At 72.8% G+C, this 15,700-nt stretch carries 15 protein-coding genes; 6 read left to right on the top strand and 9 right to left on the bottom strand.

All coding sequences use genetic code 11. From position 1 onward, the window contains the following. Window positions 1-92: 92 nt before the first annotated feature. The 4 genes from ACIBAD_RS23010 to ACIBAD_RS22995 form a co-directional block, all read right to left on the bottom strand. On the bottom strand, window positions 93-530 hold the full coding sequence (locus ACIBAD_RS23010) for an ATP-binding protein (RefSeq protein WP_134073473.1): 438 nt from the start codon (window positions 528-530) through the stop codon (window positions 93-95). Window positions 531-862: 332 nt separating this feature from the next. Beyond that, window positions 863-1,798 carry an acyl-CoA dehydrogenase family protein gene (locus ACIBAD_RS23005; RefSeq protein ID WP_398908203.1) on the bottom strand — a complete coding sequence of 312 codons (936 nt, stop codon included), beginning with the start codon at window positions 1,796-1,798 and terminating at the stop codon, window positions 863-865. A 5-nt stretch (window positions 1,799-1,803) separates the two neighbouring features. After that, the gene (locus ACIBAD_RS23000) at window positions 1,804-2,967 is read right to left on the bottom strand and encodes an acyl-CoA dehydrogenase family protein (RefSeq protein ID WP_398908202.1); all 1,164 of its coding nucleotides are present in this window, start codon (window positions 2,965-2,967) and stop codon (window positions 1,804-1,806) included. Continuing rightward, on the bottom strand, window positions 2,967-4,163 hold the full coding sequence (locus ACIBAD_RS22995) for an amidohydrolase family protein (RefSeq protein ID WP_134073467.1): 1,197 nt from the start codon (window positions 4,161-4,163) through the stop codon (window positions 2,967-2,969). The genes ACIBAD_RS23000 and ACIBAD_RS22995 overlap by 1 nt, the downstream gene beginning before the upstream one ends. 173 nt (window positions 4,164-4,336) lie before the next feature. Between ACIBAD_RS22995 and ACIBAD_RS22990 the strand changes: the two genes are divergently transcribed. Both ACIBAD_RS22990 and ACIBAD_RS22985 read left to right on the top strand, forming a co-directional pair. After that, window positions 4,337-5,896, top strand: coding sequence for a class I adenylate-forming enzyme family protein (locus tag ACIBAD_RS22990; RefSeq protein WP_398908201.1), 1,560 nt, complete (start codon window positions 4,337-4,339; stop codon window positions 5,894-5,896). Between the two features lie 132 nt (window positions 5,897-6,028). Then, window positions 6,029-6,274, top strand: coding sequence for a hypothetical protein (locus ACIBAD_RS22985; RefSeq protein ID WP_134073465.1), 246 nt, complete (start codon window positions 6,029-6,031; stop codon window positions 6,272-6,274). A 55-nt stretch (window positions 6,275-6,329) separates the two neighbouring features. On the opposite strand, the gene ACIBAD_RS22980 is transcribed toward ACIBAD_RS22985, so the two are convergent. Further along, window positions 6,330-6,848, bottom strand: a complete 519-nt coding sequence (locus ACIBAD_RS22980; RefSeq protein WP_398908199.1) for an EF-hand domain-containing protein — start codon at window positions 6,846-6,848, stop codon at window positions 6,330-6,332. 309 nt (window positions 6,849-7,157) lie between these two features. Between ACIBAD_RS22980 and ACIBAD_RS22975 the strand changes: the two genes are divergently transcribed. Together ACIBAD_RS22975 and ACIBAD_RS22970 are read left to right on the top strand one after the other, a co-directional pair. Further along, a complete protein-coding gene (locus ACIBAD_RS22975; protein WP_134073461.1) occupies window positions 7,158-7,736 on the top strand; it encodes a sigma factor in 579 nt (192 codons plus the stop codon). Continuing rightward, window positions 7,733-8,965 carry a maleylpyruvate isomerase N-terminal domain-containing protein gene (locus tag ACIBAD_RS22970; protein ID WP_398908198.1) on the top strand — a complete coding sequence of 411 codons (1,233 nt, stop codon included), beginning with the start codon at window positions 7,733-7,735 and terminating at the stop codon, window positions 8,963-8,965. Before ACIBAD_RS22975 ends, ACIBAD_RS22970 begins: the two co-directional genes overlap by 4 nt. A gap of 44 nt (window positions 8,966-9,009) precedes the next feature. Here ACIBAD_RS22970 and purU read toward each other — a convergent pair whose 3' ends face one another. Together purU and ACIBAD_RS22960 are read right to left on the bottom strand one after the other, a co-directional pair. Next, complete coding sequence (gene purU, locus ACIBAD_RS22965) at window positions 9,010-9,885, bottom strand: formyltetrahydrofolate deformylase (protein WP_134073457.1); 876 nt, start codon at window positions 9,883-9,885, stop codon at window positions 9,010-9,012. Between the two features lie 28 nt (window positions 9,886-9,913). Then, on the bottom strand, window positions 9,914-10,360 hold the full coding sequence (locus ACIBAD_RS22960) for a hypothetical protein (protein ID WP_134074521.1): 447 nt from the start codon (window positions 10,358-10,360) through the stop codon (window positions 9,914-9,916). Between the two features lie 197 nt (window positions 10,361-10,557). Between ACIBAD_RS22960 and ACIBAD_RS22955 the strand changes: the two genes are divergently transcribed. Then, entirely contained in the window at window positions 10,558-11,832 is a 1,275-nt protein-coding gene (locus ACIBAD_RS22955) for an ABC transporter substrate-binding protein (RefSeq protein WP_398908233.1), read from the top strand. Between the two features lie 14 nt (window positions 11,833-11,846). Here ACIBAD_RS22955 and ACIBAD_RS22950 read toward each other — a convergent pair whose 3' ends face one another. After that, on the bottom strand, window positions 11,847-13,295 hold the full coding sequence (locus ACIBAD_RS22950) for a hypothetical protein (RefSeq protein WP_398908197.1): 1,449 nt from the start codon (window positions 13,293-13,295) through the stop codon (window positions 11,847-11,849). A gap of 80 nt (window positions 13,296-13,375) precedes the next feature. After that, the gene (locus ACIBAD_RS22945) at window positions 13,376-14,755 is read right to left on the bottom strand and encodes a transcriptional regulator (protein WP_134073453.1); all 1,380 of its coding nucleotides are present in this window, start codon (window positions 14,753-14,755) and stop codon (window positions 13,376-13,378) included. Between the two features lie 220 nt (window positions 14,756-14,975). Between ACIBAD_RS22945 and ACIBAD_RS22940 the strand changes: the two genes are divergently transcribed. Beyond that, on the top strand, window positions 14,976-15,656 hold the full coding sequence (locus tag ACIBAD_RS22940; protein WP_134073450.1) for a bifunctional DNA primase/polymerase: 681 nt from the start codon (window positions 14,976-14,978) through the stop codon (window positions 15,654-15,656). Window positions 15,657-15,700: the final 44 nt, after the last annotated feature.

Genomic DNA, 15,700 nt, shown 5'->3' with positions numbered 1-15,700 from the left:
CCCGCACTCGTCAAGGTCTGCCCTTGGCGTCCCCTCGCGACGAATCGCTCAGTACAAGGGTGATCAACAGTTGACGAACCGTCAACACCTCGTTAGAGGTACATGCGCGGTTCCCGCGCCGTCGACCCGCAGTCCGCGGGCTTGTCGGCGCGGTCGATCTCGCACCAGATCCGTTTGCCCGCGCCCTCGCGCTGCCAGCCCCAGCGGTCGGCCAGTCCGTCCACCAGCTCCAGCCCGCGCCCGCCCGTGTCGTCCCCGGCGGCCTGCCGCCGGGCCGGGCCGCGGGCACTGGCGTCGGCGACCTCGACCCGTACGCCCGGCCCCCCGAGGAGCATCCGCAGGACGGCCGGACAGCCGGTGTGCACGACGGCGTTGGTGACCAGCTCGGAGATCAGCAGGATCAGCGTCTCGGCGAGCGGTTCGTCGTCCCCTATGCCCGACCCCGCCAGCCGGGACCGCGCCCAGCGGCGGGCCCGGCCGACCTCGGCGGGGTCCGGTCCTACCTCCAGCTGTACCTGAAGCACCTGCACCGCTCACACCATCCGAACCGGCGGACACTTCGCCTCGCGACAGGGCGGGATCACCGAGTGTGATCCCCTTGTGCAGCAGCATGGTTGACATACAGTCACGACAACAAGCGCTTCGGGCATATTCCAGCGCGAAGGAGTAGGCGTGGTGCATACTGCGCGTCGCTCGCGCTGCTGGGCCGCTCGCATTCCCGGGAGCGTACCGGAGCAGGCCCCGGAGTCCGGGCGCAATGAGCCGGGCCAAGGACACAAACCGATATCAACTCTCTGTAATCGGACATGCGTCCCGGGCCGTCCCGACCGTGCCCCGCTCCCCCGCTCTTCGTGACAGGGAGCTACCCCGGAGCGGCCGCCGCCCAGGCCGCCGACCCGGCTGCCTGCTCCGCCGCCAGCGCGGCCGCCAGCAGTTCCTCCGCCTCCCCCGCCGTCCGCCACTGCTCGGCGCGCACCCAGGCCCGCTTGAGGTGCAGGTGCACGTCCGCCTCCCATGTGAAGCCCATCCCGCCGTGCACCTGGAGGCAGTCGCGGGCGTTGCGTACGGCCGCCTCGTCGGCGAGCAGCTTGGCCCCGGCCGTCTCGGCCGCATCCGCCGTCACCGCCGCCGCGTAGACCGCCGTACGGGCCACCTCCGCCCGCACCAGCATCTGCGCGCACAGGTGCTTGACCGCCTGGAACGCCCCGATCGGCTGCCCGAACTGCGCGCGCTCGCGCCCGTACCGCACCGCCAGCTCCACCGTGCGCAGCGCGCTGCCGACCTGGAGGGCGGCCGTCAGCAGCGCCCCCTCGTCGCGGTACGCCTCCCCGCCGACCGCCCGCGAAGCCACCCGGTGCAGCGGGGTGAGCGGGTCGGCCGAGGGCACCGGCTCACCCGCAGGGAGCGACGGCGTGCCGAGCACCGCGTCCGCCTCCCCGAGGTGGGCCACCAGCGACCCGCCCAGGTCGAACGCCGTGACCACCGCCCGCCCCTGCGCCGCCCCCTCGACGGCCCCCGCCGCCAGGTGCGTGGCGACCAGCGGCCCCGGCAGCAGCGCCCGGCCCGCCTCCTCGAAGACGAGGACCGCCTCGGGCAGCCCCAGCCCGACCCCGCCCTGCGCCTCCGGGAGCCGCAGGGCGAAGAAGCCGGCCTCGCCGAGCTCCTGCCACAGCCCCCGGTCCAGGGCCCCTCCCGCGTCCACCGAGGCCCGCAGCGCCTCGCGCCCGTACCGGCCCGCCAGCAGGCCCCGTACGCCGGCCCGCAGGTCGCGCTGCTCGTCCGTCAACCGGAAGTCCACGGCCCTCACCGGCCCTTCGGGAGGCCGAGGATCCGCTCGGCGACGATGTTCCGCTGGATCTGCGAGGTGCCCGCCGCGATCGTGTACGAGAGGGACGAGAGCCGGTCCAGGACCCATTCCCCGTCCAGCGCGAGGGAGTCCGCGCCCAGCACCTCGGCGGCGGTGTCGTACAGATCCTGGCGCGCGTGCGAGTAGGCGAGTTTGAAGACGGAGCCGCCGACGCCCGGCACCCCGCCCGAGGCCTCGGACTCGCTGACGTTCCACTGGGTGAGCCGCCACAGCGCGCCGAACTCCCCGTACAGCCGCCCGAGCCGGCGCCGCAGCACCGGGTCGTCCCAGCGGCCGTTCGCCTTCGCGGTGCGCGCGAGCTCGCCCAGGGTGCGGCGGCAGGCCACGACCTCCCCGACGAAGGCCGTCCCGCGCTCGAAGGAGAGGGTGACCATGGTGACGCGCCAGCCGTCGTTCTCCTCCCCGACCCGGTTCGCGACGGGCACCCGGACCTCGTCGAGGAACACCTCCGCGAACTCGGTCGATCCGGCGAGGGTGCGCAGCGGCCGGACCGTGACCCCGGGCGCGTCCATGGGCATGGCCAGCCAGGAGATCCCGCGGTGTTTGGGTACCTCCGCGCTGATGGGGGCCGTCCGTACGAGCAGCTCGCACCAGTCGGCGACCTCTGCGTGCGAGGTCCAGATCTTCGAGCCGGTGATCACGTAGTCGTCCCCGTCGCGCACGGCGCGGGTGCGCAGCGCGGCCAGGTCGGAGCCCGCGTCGGGCTCGCTGAACCCCTGGCACCAGACCTCGTCCCCGCGCAGTACGGGCGGCAGCCAGCGCGCCCGCTGCGCGGCCGTGCCCTCGGCGGCGATGGTCGGGCCGGCGTGCAGGAGTCCGACGAAGTTGGCGCCGACGTACGGGGCGCCGGCGCGCTCGGTCTCCTCCAGGAAGATCAGGTGCTGGGTGGGGGTGGCCCCGCGCCCGCCCGCGTCCGCGGGCCAGTGCAGGCCGGCGTACCCGGCGTCGTACAGCCGGCGCTGCCAGCCGGAGTCGTACGCGCGCCGACCGGGCCAGTCGTCGGGGGACGGCTTGGCGGGCAGCTCGGGCAGGGTCTTGCCGAGCCACTCGCGCAGCCGGGCCCGGAAGTCCCGCTCCTCCTCCGTGTACGTCAGATCCATCAGCGGCCCTCGTCCAGGGGCAGGCCGAGCATGCGGATGGCGTTGCCGCGCATCAGCTTGTAGACGGTCTCCTCGTCGAGGCCCTTCACGTGGTCGAGGGCGACCTCCTTGGTGTGCGGGAAGGTCGAGTCCACGTGCGGGTAGTCGGTCTCGAAGGTGGCGTTGTCGCGGCCGACGACGTCGAGCGAGGCGATGCCGTGCTTGTCGCGGAAGAAGCAGCAGAACATCTGCCGGTAGTAGTACGTGGACGGCGGCTCGGGGATCAGGTCGCGGACCCCGCCCCAGGCGCGGTGCTCCTGCCAGACGTCGTCGGCGCGTTCGAGGGCGTACGGGATCCAGCCCATCTGGCCCTCGCTGTACGCCAGCTTCAGCGTCGGGAACTTCACCAGCACGCCGCTGAACAGGAAGTCCATCATCGAGGCCATGGCGTTGTTGAAGCTGAGCGAGGCCTGGACGGCGGGCGGCGCGTCGGGCGAGGCGGCGGGCATCTGGGAGCTGGACCCGATGTGCATGTTGACGACCGTGCCCGTCTCCTGGCACACGGCGAAGAAGGGGTCCCAGTAGCCGGAGTGGATGGAGGGGAGCCCCAGGTACGTCGGGATCTCGGAGAAGGTCACGGCGCGCACCCCGCGGGCGGCGTTGCGCCGGATCTCGGCGACGGCGAGGTCGATGTCCCAGAGCGGGATGATGCAGAGCGGGATGAGCCGGCCGCCGCTGTCGCCGCACCACTCCTCGACCATCCAGTCGTTGTACGCGCGCACGCAGGCGAGGGCGACCTCCTTGTCGTGGGCCTCCGCGAAGGTCTGGCCGCAGAAGCGGGGGAAGGTCGGGAAGCAGAGCGAGGCCTCGACGTGGTTGAGGTCCATGTCGGCGAGGCGCGCCTTCGGGTCCCAGCAGCCGCGCCGCATCTCCTCGCGCGTGATCCCCTCCAGGGTCATGTCGTCGCGGTCGAAGCCCACGGCGGCGATGTTGCGCTTGTACGGGAACTTCAGGTCCTCGTAGATCCACCAGTCGGTGGGCGGGCCGCCGGGGTCCATGGAGATCACGTACTTGCCGCCGGTGTACTGGAGCTCGCCGATGCCGGCGGTGAGCGCCTTGGGCCCGCGGTCGCGGTACTTGGCCGGCAGCCAGACGTCGAAGAGGTGCGCGGGCTCGATGACGTGGTCGTCGACGCTGATGATCCGAGGCAGTTCCATGGTGTCCCCTCGCCGCAAGCCGGATGAGTGCCCGAGTGAGTCCGAGCGTGAATCTGATGGATCGTCAGAATTAATTTCGCCTCCAAGCTAGCTCCGCCACCCCTGGACCGACAAGCGCCGGAGCCCTACGCTCTGCGCTGGATCTGACTGAGCGTCAGTTACGGAGGCTGGGGATGGCGGACACCAAGGACACGGCGATACGGCTGAGCCACTCCCCCACCCTGTGGGAGCTGGTCGCGGCGCGGGCCGCGCTCAGCCCCGGCGCCACCGTGCTGATCGAGGCGGCCGACGACCCCGCCGACGACCGCGCACTCACCTTCGCCGAGCTCCGCGACCGCTCCGAGCAGGTCGCGGCGGGGCTGCACGAGATGGGGGTGCGGCCCGGCACCGTCGTCGCGTGGCAGCTGCCCACCCGGATCGAGACGGTGCTGCTCTCGCTCGCCCTGGCCCGGATCGGGGCCGTCCAGACCCCGGTGATCCCCTTCTACCGGGACCGCGAGGTGGGCTTCGCGCTACGCGAGTCCAAGGCCGAGTTCTTCGCCGTCCCGGGCGTCTGGCGGGGCTTCGACCACACCGCGATGGCCGGGCGCCTCGGCGCGCGCGGCGTCTTCGAGGCCTACGACTTGCTCCCGGCCGCGGACCCCGCAGTACTCCCCCCACCCCCGTCCGAGGGCACCTCCGTCCGCTGGATCTACTGGACCTCCGGAACCACCTCCGACCCCAAGGGGGTCCTGCACACCGACCGCTCACTGATCGCGGGCGGCTCCTGCCTGGCCCACGCCCTGCACCTGGGCCCGGCCGACGTCGGCTCGATGGCCTTCCCGTTCGCGCACATCGCGGGCCCCGACTACACGGTGATGCTGCTGCTCTACGGGTTCCCCGCGGTCCTCTTCGAGAAGTTCGCGATGCCCGACGCGCTGGCCGGCTACCGGCGCCACGGGGTCACGGTGGCCGGCGGCTCGACGGCGTTCTACTCGATGTTCCTGACGGAGCAGCGCAAGGACCCGGGGTCCAGGCTCATCCCGACCCTGCGCCTGCTCGCGGGCGGCGGAGCCCCGAAACCCCCGGAGATCTACCACGCGGTCGTCCGCGAACTGGGCTGCCAGCTGACCCACGGCTACGGCATGACCGAGGTCCCGATGATCACCATGGGCGCCCCGGACGACACCCCGGAGCACCTCGCCACGACGGAGGGTCGCCCCCCGGCCGGCATGTCGATCCGCATCACGACGCCCGGCGGCGAGCTCCTGCCCCCGGGCACCGACGGCGAGGTCCGGCTGCGCGGCGAGGCGGTCTGCCGCGGGTACCTGAACCGGGAGGACCGACCGGCGGAGGTCTTCGACGCCGAGGGCTACCTGATCACCGGCGACCTCGGCCACCTGACGCCGGACGGCTACCTCGTCCTGACCGGCCGCAGCAAGGACGTGATCATCCGCAAGGGCGAGAACATCTCCGCGAAGGAGATCGAGGACCTCCTGCACCTGCTCCCGGCCATCGGCGACGTGGCCGTGATCGGCCTCCCGGACCCGGAGCGCGGCGAACGCGTCTGCGCGGTCGTGGAACAGCCACCCGGCGCGGCCCCCCTGACCCTCCCGCAGCTGACGGCCCACCTCCGCGCCCAGGGCCTGTCCCCCCACAAGCTCCCGGAACAACTGGAACTGGTCGAAGCCCTCCCCCGCAACGAAGCCCTGCGCAAGGTCCTCAAGTACAAACTCCGCGAGCGCTTCGCCTAGGGGTGCCCGCGAAGTCCTGCCCGGCAGTGGCGGATGTCTCAACCGGGTCTTCCACATCCGGCCGCCCAAGCCGTTCCGCCGGGTGGGCGGCAAGCACGACCACCCGTACGGGATCTACATCACGGCTTCGTCGTGGAGCAGGCGGTGGCCGCGCTCGGCGGTGCACGCTGGGGCTTCGGCGCCTACCTCGCCCTGGCCGCGGGCGGCACCCTGCTGGCGTCGGTGCTCTCCTGGCACCTGGTCGAGCGCCCGGCCATGCGGCTGAAGGACATCGGCCGCGCCCGGCCGGCTGCGCCGCGGCACGCGGACGGGGCCGCGGGAGCCCCGGCGGCCGCCGCGGACCAGGCTCTGGCCCGCGCGGGCACGGCGGCCCCGTAGCGCGCCCCCCGCGGCGCGCGGCCCCGCGGCGGCGGGGCCACGGCTGCGGGTGCGGCTACGCGTCGGGGGCTTCGACGCCGCAGTACGCGGCGAAGGCCGTCAGGATCTCGTCCTCCGTGATGCGGCCGTCGCCGTCGGCGTCCAGGGCCGCCGCGATCTGCGCGGCCAGTTCGGGCGGGGTGCCCAGGACGCGCAGGACGCGGGCCGCCGCCGCCGGGGTCGTGCCGCGGCCGTCCTCGTCCGCCACCGCGATCACCCCGTGCAGGAACGGACGCGCGATCTCCGCGAACCGCTGCGGGTTGTCCCGCAGCCGCTTCGCCGCCCCGGTGATGAACTCCTCGCGGGTCACCCGCTGGTCCCCGTCGACGTCCGCGATCCCGGCCATCCCCTGCCAGAACGCCTCCGCCCCCGCGAAGAGGTCCTGGCCCCTGTCCGACCGGGCGGTGGTGCCGAATTCGGCCAGCACCGCCTTCGCGGCCGCGCTGAAGTCCTCGCGGTCGATGTATCCGTTCCCGTCCTGGTCGAACGTGGCAAACCGGGCGGCGATCTTGCGCTCGTATTCTGCGCTGTCCATATGCGGCGTTCCGCCTTCACATGTGCGGTGGAGTTCAGTTCAAGACAAGGCAGGAGCGTAAGGCCTACGTGGCCTGCCCGTTAAGCGAAGTCGGCAAGCAGGTGGCCGCATCGAACCCGCGCACGGGAAGCGTGACGGGGCGCGTACACCTGTGCCCATGTGCCGCATCCGGTCCCACCGTTCACACCCCGCACCCCGCACCCCGCCTATCACGGAGAGCGTTCCTCCAGGCCCGCGTTCCCCCAAAACGGGCGCGAACACGCCTCTGGCGACTACATTCGAGGCGTCGACACACGGCTGGGGGCAGTTATGCCGAAGGACGTACCACCTCGCTGGGACCGCCGCATGCAGCAGCGCCTCGCCCGCGGCGAGGCCGCCGCGCTCGGAGAGCTGTACGACCGCTTCGCCTCGCTCGTGCACAGCCTGGCGCACCGGGTCCTCGGCGACGAGAAGGCGGCGGACCGGATCACCCGCGAAGTGTTCGGCTACATCTGGGAGAACCCCGACGCGTACGACCCCAGGCAGGGCTCCATGCGCTCCTGGGTCGCCCGGATCACCCAGGGCCAGGCCGTTGCCCGGCTGCGCCAGGCCGAAGTCGGCCGCGGCTCGCGCGAGGAGCTCGAACAGAAGGTGCGCAGTGCCAGCGCCGCCGCCCGCGCGGACTACATCGTCACGTCCATGCCCGCACCGCTGCGCGCCGCGCTGGAACTCGCGTACTTCAAGCGCCGCGACTACCGGCAGGCCGCCGCCGACCTCCGCATCAGCGAGGACGAGGCCCGGCGCCGGCTGCGCCTGGGCCTCCAACTGCTGTCGACCGCCAACGTCCTCCCGCCGGAGGACGCCGCTCCGCCCGGATACGGCCCGCCAGGATATGGAACACCCCGATGAACGGCCCCGCCGACCCGCCCGCCGAGGGACACGAGGAGCAGCGCCCCGGCGGTCCGGCGCGCATACCGGGTCCGCGCGGGGCCGCCGACGACCTCGATCCGCGGCACGCACCGGAACCGCTGCCCGAACCGCCGCGCACCCACGCCGTACTGAAGTCCCTGCTCGGCGCATGGGCCCTCGCGGCCTGCTCCGCCGAGGAGACCCAGGCGGTAGAGGACCACCTCACCGAGTGCGCGCAGTGCGCCGAGGAGGCGCTGCGGCTGCGCGACGCCGTGGGCCTGCTGCACCCCGAGGACAGCCTGGACCTCAAGCCGCTGCTGCGGTCACGGGTGCTGGAGGACTGCCTCGGCAGGCGGCCCGCCCGCATCCCGGTGCCGGCGTGGGCGAACCCGTACGACACGGAGACCGCGCGGCTCGACGCGCTGCTGCGGGACTTCGGCGACTCGGAGTGGCAGACCCCCGTACGGCTGAAGTGGTTCGAGGAGGAGCGGCGGCAGTCGCGCCGGACGACGGTGGCCGGGGTCATCGGGCACCTGCTGACGGTGGACGGGCTGGTCGCGACGGCGCTGGGCCTGGACGACCCGCTGGGCCCGGAGGCGCCGTCGGACGCGACGGGCCGCACCGAGCACTACTGGAGCTCCGCCGAGCAGCCCATCACCCGGCAGATCCGCGAGCCGTGGCGGGAGCAGGGCCACACGCTCGTGCGGACGGTGTCGTTCGCGGGCCGGGGCGTCGGGGAACTGTCGGTGGCGTACGGGCCCTTCGCGCTGCCGCTCGAAGACGCCTTCCTGGAGCGGGCCTTCGAGTGCTGGGTGCACGCGTGGGACATCGCGGAGGCGGTGGACTATCCCTACGACCCGCCGTCCGGGCCCCACCTGAACCGGATGATCGACCTGGCGGCGCGGCTGCTGCCGAGCGCGCTGGCCCACCGGCGCCGGGCGGGCCTCGCGGCCCCGGCCCGCGGCCTGGTCGCGGCGGGCGCGCCGGGGCGGACCCTGCACCTGGAGATCGAGGGGGCCGGCGGCGGCAGCTGGGAAATCGCCCTGGACTCCCCGGCGGCGAAGCCGTCACCGGAGCACACGGTGGCGCAGATCGCGCTGGACGGCGCCGAGTTCTGCCAGCTGGCCGCCGGGCACATCTCCCCGGAGGAGGCGGCCGTGGGCCAGCACGGCGACCGCGAGGCCATCCGCGACGTCCTCTTCGCGGCGGCGTCCCTGAGCCGCCTCTAGGCGGTGCCCGCAGGGCTCCGCCGGTGCGCGGCGGAGCCCCGGGGCTACGCGAAGACGACCGTGCGGGTGCCGTTCAGGAGCACGCGGTGCTCGCTGTGCCACTTCACGGCCCGCGCCAGCGCCTGGCACTCCACGTCGCGCCCGATCGCCACCAGCTGGTCCGGCGTCACCTCGTGGCCCACCCGCTCGACCTCCTGCTCGATGATCGGGCCCTCGTCCAGGTCGGCCGTCACGTAGTGCGCGGTGGCACCGATCAGCTTCACACCGCGCGCGTGGGCCTGGTGGTACGGCTTCGCACCCTTGAAGCTCGGCAGGAAGGAGTGGTGGATGTTGATGATCCGCCCGCTCAGCTCCTTGCACAGGGTGTCCGACAGCACCTGCATGTAGCGGGCCAGCACCACGAGCTCGACGTTCTCGTCCCGGACCAGTGCCAGCAGCTGCGCCTCCGCCTCCGCCTTCGTCTCCTTCGTCACCGGGATGTGGTGGAAGGGGACGCCGTACGAGCGCACCAGTTCGGCGAAGTCGGTGTGGTTCGAGACCACCGCCGCGATCTCGACCGGGAGCGCGCCGATGCTGGATCGGAACAGAAGGTCGTTCAGGCAGTGCCCGAACTTCGACACCATCAGCACGATCCGCATGCGCTCGTCGGAGAGGTGCAGCTGCCAGTCCATCCGGAACGAGTCGCCGATCGCGGCGAAGCTGGCCCGCAGCTTGTCGAGCGTCACCGGGGCGTCGGCGGAGAAGTGGACCCGCATGAAGAAGAGGCCGGTGTCGTGGTCGCCGAACTGCCGGCTGTCCTCGATGTTGCAGCCGGTCATGAACAGGTAACTGGACACGGCGTGCACGATGCCCTGCTTGTCCGGGCATGACAGGGTCAGTACGTACTGCTGGGGGGCCTGGGCCTGCGGGTCGTCGCTCATGACCCCACAGCCTTTCACACCCCGCGGCTCACGCCGCGCGGGTCAGGATCCGCAGCACTTCCAGCGACCGCGGCCGCTCGTCCGGTTCGTCCCCGTCCGCCGTCGCCATCCGTACGTGCGCCTCGCGCGCGGCACGGACCGCCTCGGGCCAGGCGTGGTGCTCCAGGTAGGTGGAGACGGGGGCGTCGGGCCCGACCTGGTGCAGGATCCGCAGCACCCGCAGCACCGCGAGGTCCACGAGGGCGGCCTCCTGGGAGTCGCGGAATATCGTGCCGACGTACTTGTCGGCCGACCAGCTGTCGAGCCACGTGTCCTCGACGAGGCGGTACACGGCGTCGGTGACGTCCCCGTACCCCTCGACACCGGCGAGCCAGGTCTCCTCGTGGAAGACCGGGTCGGAAAGCATGTGGAGCGCCGAGCGCACGTTGCTGCGCCAGCGCCACCACGGCATGTCGTTCAGGGGCATGCCGCCCATGGTGGAGGAGCGGCCACCTCGGCGGGAAGGGTTCTTCGAACCTTGGGCGAATGTCACGCTTGCGATGTTACGTTCACGGCTTGCGCGATCTTGAAGCACCTGTGCGCAATCCGCCCCCCGGCAATTCACCTTCACGTCACCCCGTGTTGTGTCCATCTCACTCTCCAGTTACCCCTGGGGCGGAAGCGTGCATGGACATGACCGAATGGCGACGCACCGCTTCCCTGGCCCGCACCTTGGTGGCAACGGCGATGGGCACCTGTCTCGTCGCCGGGTGCGGGGTGCTCCCCGGGGGCTCGGGGGGCTCCGGGGACACCATCACGGTCATGACCTTCGCACCGCAGGACACCAAGGCGACCAATATGCCCGGAATGCCGGGGATGGCCAAGGCCTATGAGGCCTGGGTCAATTCCAAGGGCGGTATCAACGGGCACAAACTGCGCGTACTGACCTGCAACGAGAAGAACACCCCGAACGGCGCCGCCGACTGCGCCCGCAAGGCCATCGACGAGAAGGCCGTCGCGGTCGTCGGCTCGTACAGCCAGCACGGCCGCGCCTTCATGGCCCCGCTGGAGGCGGAGGGCATCCCCTTCATAGGCGGCTACGGAGTCTCCTCCGAGGAGTTCCAGAGCACCCTCTCCTTCCCGGTCAACGGCGGCCAGCCCGTCCTCCTCGCCGGCGCCGGACACCAGCTCGGCAAGGCGTGCAGCCAGGTGGCCATCGTCCGCCCGGACACCCTCGCGGGCGACTCCATGCCGATCCTGCTCAACGCCGGCCTGAAGCTCAACAAGGCGCCCGAGGCCAACGACATCAGGGCCGCCGAGGATTCCGCGGACTACATCGCGCAGGCCCGCGAGGCCCTGGCCGACTCCACCGGCGGCAAGGACCGGGGGTGTGTGACCGCCGTGCTCGGCGAGCGCACGGAGACGTTCTTCGACGCGTTCCGGCGCGAGGACGGCAAGCACAAGAACCCGCAGATCTCCTCGGTTCTCGGCAGCGTCAGCCAGGCCGTGGTCGACCGCACCGGCGGCAGGGAGAGCCCCTTCGAGGGCTCGTACGTCACGAGCTGGTACCCGGTGTCCACGGACGCGCTGTGGGAGCCGATGCGGAAGGTGATCTCCGACCACGCCTTCGGCAACGACGCCGTCGACCCGGACGACAGCGGGACGCAGACCACCTGGATCGCGTACACCGTGCTCAGCGAGACCCTGAAGCGGTTCAAGCCCGACGAGGACGTCACGGCGCGCAAGACGGCGCGCATGCTGAACCAGGGGGAGCCGGTCAAGACCGGCGGGCTGACCCCGGACCTGAGCTGGCGCTACGGGGACATGCGCGCCGTAGCCGGCTTCCCGCGCATGGTGAACGGGCGCGTCAACTTCCAGGTCGTCCAGTCGGGCCGGCTGGTCGCCCAGCAGGGCGAGCAGTCGATGGACATGACGGAGACCCTGGAGCAGGCGCCCCGCGCGGCGTAGCGCTCCGTTCGCGACTACAGCTGGGACTTGTCCCGCTTGGTGAGGCCGTACTTGGCCGCGATCGCGTTCCACAGGGTCGCGGCCGACTCCTTCGCCCTGGTCGCCTCGCCGCTCGCCTTGTTGCCCTCGGCGGCGTTGCCGGTGCCCTTGGCCTGCCCGTCCTTGCAGCCCTTCTTGTCGCCGGCGGTGTCGTCCGCCCAGGCCGCGTAGCTGTTGTCGGCGGCCGCGGAGGACTGCCAGGCCTTGGTGAGCGAGGCGGCCAGCTTCGCGTTGTCGGGGAGCTGGTCCATCTTCAGGTCCTGGAGGCGGGTGACGAGCTCCTCGCGCTGGCGGGCCGCGTCGCGCAGGTCGGAGGCCGCCTGGCCGAGGTTGCGGCAGCCCTTGATGTCGTCGACGGCGCGGATCACGGCGGCGCGGCTGTCGTTGCTGTCCGCGAGGAGCTTGTCGAGCTGGACGGCCTGGGAGCGGGCCGGGTCCACGGGCGCCTCGGCGGCCGCCGCGGCCGAGCTTCCGGCGCTGGGGGTCGCGGCCGCGGCCGCGGGGTCGTTGTTCTGCTTCTTGCCGTCGCTGAGCAGCGCGCCGACGCCGAGTCCGACGACGGCCAGGCCGATGACGACGGCGCCGATCACCCAGGCCGGCACGCGCCGGGTCGCCTCCGGCCGGGACGGGGGCGGGGGCTGGGGCGGGGCGTACTGCGGCTGCGTCTGCGGCTGCCGGTGGGGCTGGGCCTGGGCCTGGGGCGGTACGGGCCGCTGCCCGCGCGGCGGATACCCCCGCGGCGGCGGCTGCCGCAGCACCGGCTCCTGCACGGGCGGCAGCTGCCGCGTGTGCCCGGCATCGGCGCCGCCCTCCTCACGGAACAGCGCGTCGAACCCGTCGGTGACGGGCGGGATGTACTGCGTGGCGGCCTCGTGGTGCGCGACCCCGCCCGGCACGGGCGGAATGTACTGGGTCGCACCCTCGTCCGGACCGGTAGCGCCGGGTACGGGCGGGATGTACTGGGTCGCGCCTTCACCGGGCCCGGGCGCGGCCGGAACCGGCGGGATGTACTGGGTCGCGCCCTCACCGGGCCCGGGCGCGGCCGGAACCGGCGGGATGTACTGGGTCGCGCCCTCACCGGGCCCGGGCGCGGCCGGGACCGGCGGGATGTACTGGGTGACCGCCTCCGGCAGCGGCGGGTAGCCGTACCCGTGCGGCTCCCCCGGCCCCTCGTAGCCGGGTCCCACCACGTGTCCGGGCTCCGCCTGGCCCTGCACGGGCGGATACCCGTACCCGGGCCCGCCCGGCTGCGGAGGGCCGCCCGGCCGGGCCTGGTCCTGGTCCGGATGCGGCTGCCCCGGCGCCGGCGGGTGGCCGTACGCCGGGGTCGGCGGGGGGTAGCCGTCTGCGGGCTGCGGGTACGCCGGGTCGGGGCTCCATGGCGTACCAGCCTGCGGGCCGCCGCCCTGTCCGCTCTCCGTCACCGGGACTCCTTCGCCGACCACTCCGGTATTCCGAATCGTCGGCTCACGCTACCCGGTCGCCCCCCGCCTCCGGAGGTCACCTACGCCACCACCTCCAGTCGAGCGGTGAATTCCCGGGCCGCCGGCTCGTCGCGGTACGGGGCGAGCCGGGTCCGGAAGTCGTCCAGGTACTCCGCGCCCCGGTTCGAGCGGATCCCCGACAGCAGCTCGGCCGCCTTCGCCGCCGTCTGGCACGCCTGCTCCACCTCCCGCTGCTGCACCTGCGCCGCCGCCAGCAGCAGCAGCCCGATCGCCCGGCGCCGCGCCTTGCCCGCCGGGAGCCCGCGCAGCGCCTCCTCCGCCTGCCGGGCCGCCGCGTCCGCCTGCCCCAGGTCCCGGTGGCAGTGCGCCAGCTCGTCCGCGAGGTACGCCGCGTCGAAGTGCCGGATCCACACCGGGTCGTCGCCCGACTCCGGCTCCGCCCGCTCCAGCGCGGTCACCGCCCGCGAGGACAGCACCGCCGTCGCCCGGGTGTCGCCCAGCAGGGCGTGCCCGCGCGCCTCGGCGGCGTAGAACATCGCCTCCACCCGCGGCGTGACCTGCCCGCGGGTCCCCTCCTGCGCGGCCCGCGCGAGCTGCGCGATCTCCCGCGGATTGCCCAGTTCCGCCGCGAGGTGGCTCATGGACGCCGCGAGCACGTAGCCCCCGTACGCCCGGTCCCCGGCCGCCTGCGCCAGCCGTAGCGCCTGAATGTAGTAGCGCTGCGCCAGGCCCGGCTGGCCGGTGTCCACCGCCATGTAGCCGGCCAGCTCGGTCAGTCTGGCCACCGCCGCGAACAGCGCCCGCCCGACCGGCTCCCGGTACGAGCCGCCGATCAGCCCGGACACCACGGAGTTGAGGTAGTGCACGACGACGGGCCGCACGTGCCCGCTGCCGAAACGGTGGTCGAGGTCCTTCAGGGCCTCGGTGGTCGCCCGTACCGCCTCCACGTCCGGCATCCCGACGCGCGAGCCGCCGCTGCGCGCCACCTGTGCGTCGGCGCCGGTGATCAGCCAGTCGCGGCTCGGCTCGACGAGCGCCGAGGCCGCCACGCTGGAACCCGAGAGGAAGTCGCGGCGGCCGACGTCGCTCCGCCACAACTCGCTGACCTGCTCGATGGCGCCGATGACGGTCGGGGAGAACTGCAGGCCGATGCCGGAGGCGAGGTTCTTGCCGTTGGCCATGCCGATCTCGTCGATGGTGACGGTCCGGCCGAGTTTTCGCCCCAGCGCCTCGGCGATGATGCCGGGCGCCCGGCCGCGCGGCTGCTGGCCGCGCAGCCACCGGGCCACGGACGTCTTGTCGTAGCGGAGATCGAGGCCGTGTTCGGCCCCGCACATGTTGACGCGCCGGGCGAGCCCGGCGTTCGAGCACCCGGCTTCCTGGATGAGCGCCTGTAGCCGTTCATTCGGCTGGCGCGCGACGAGAGGCCTGGCTGCCATGAAAACCCCCAGTAGCCGCGGGTGATCGTTGGAATGATCACTTCCCGCCTGAGTTGCGGAGAATCATCCGCTCTGCGTCGTGTCGCTACCCAACTCCGGCGCCCCGACCTCCTACGCGCCCCCGCGCGTGCTCCAGTGCGCCCCGTATGCAGGATCGATGCTCCGTCCACCGGCCGGTTTACGCCCGTAACCACGAGTGACCCCGAGAGTTGTGATGGGCGTGGAAGACACCATCGGAGTCACGGAGACCGCACCCATCCCCAAGCAGCGCGGCGAGCAGCTGCTGGACCATGCCGTGCGGTACGCGGAAGAACGGCACTGGGACGTCTTCGCCGGCACCTGGCTGGAGTCCGCGGACGGGCGGGAGGTGTGCTCCTGCGGGGCACAGGACTGCCCGGCACCCGGCGCCCACCCCACGGTGAAGGACTGGGCGGCGCTGGCCACGGGCAGCGCGGTCCAGGTGCGGCGGATCTGGGCGAAGCGGCCCGAGGCCTCGATCCTGCTGCCGACGGGCCGCACGTTCGACGCGCTGGACGTGCCGGACTCGGCCGGGTTCCTGGCGCTGGCGCGCCTGGAGCGGATGGAGCGCACCCTCGGGCCGGTCGCCCTGACGCCCGACCACCGGATGCTGTTCTTCGTCCTTCCGGGCGCCGGGGTGAAGGTGCCGGACCTGGTGCGCAAGCTCGGCTGGTCACCGGCCTCGATCGATCTCGCCGCGCGCGGCGAGGGCGAGTACGTGGCCGCCCCGCCCACCCGCTTCGGCGGCCGGGGAGCGGTCCAGTGGGCACGCCGGCCCACCCCGGCCAACCGGTGGCTGCCGGACACCGAGGAGCTGATCGCGGCGCTGGCGTACGCCTGCGGCCGCGAGGCGGCGGCGGACCGGGACCGGCGGGGCGCCTGACGCCCGATCGGCGAGATCGCAGGTCAGAGCCGGGATGTTCGTGT

Source organism: Streptomyces sp. NPDC051109, from assembly GCF_044455885.1.
Classification (GTDB): domain Bacteria; phylum Actinomycetota; class Actinomycetes; order Streptomycetales; family Streptomycetaceae; genus Streptomyces.
The sequence above is the reverse complement of the archived record's forward strand: the minus strand, read 5'-3'. Positions and strand labels throughout refer to the sequence as shown.

Excerpts from the sequence above, each read along its gene's own strand:
- ACIBAD_RS23000 (WP_398908202.1), bottom strand. The coding sequence starts at position 2,967 with ATGGATCTGACGTACACGGAGGAGGAGCGGGACTTCCGGGCCCGGCTG.
- ACIBAD_RS22995 (WP_134073467.1), bottom strand. The coding sequence starts at position 4,163 with ATGGAACTGCCTCGGATCATCAGCGTCGACGACCACGTCATCGAGCCC.
- ACIBAD_RS22990 (WP_398908201.1), top strand. The coding sequence starts at position 4,337 with ATGGCGGACACCAAGGACACGGCGATACGGCTGAGCCACTCCCCCACC.
- ACIBAD_RS22980 (WP_398908199.1), bottom strand. The coding sequence starts at position 6,848 with ATGGACAGCGCAGAATACGAGCGCAAGATCGCCGCCCGGTTTGCCACG.
- ACIBAD_RS22975 (WP_134073461.1), top strand. The coding sequence starts at position 7,158 with ATGCCGAAGGACGTACCACCTCGCTGGGACCGCCGCATGCAGCAGCGC.
- ACIBAD_RS22970 (WP_398908198.1), top strand. The coding sequence starts at position 7,733 with ATGAACGGCCCCGCCGACCCGCCCGCCGAGGGACACGAGGAGCAGCGC.
- purU (WP_134073457.1), bottom strand. The coding sequence starts at position 9,885 with ATGAGCGACGACCCGCAGGCCCAGGCCCCCCAGCAGTACGTACTGACC.
- ACIBAD_RS22960 (WP_134074521.1), bottom strand. The coding sequence starts at position 10,360 with ATGGGCGGCATGCCCCTGAACGACATGCCGTGGTGGCGCTGGCGCAGC.
- ACIBAD_RS22955 (WP_398908233.1), top strand. The coding sequence starts at position 10,558 with ATGACCGAATGGCGACGCACCGCTTCCCTGGCCCGCACCTTGGTGGCA.
- ACIBAD_RS22945 (WP_134073453.1), bottom strand. The coding sequence starts at position 14,755 with ATGGCAGCCAGGCCTCTCGTCGCGCGCCAGCCGAATGAACGGCTACAG.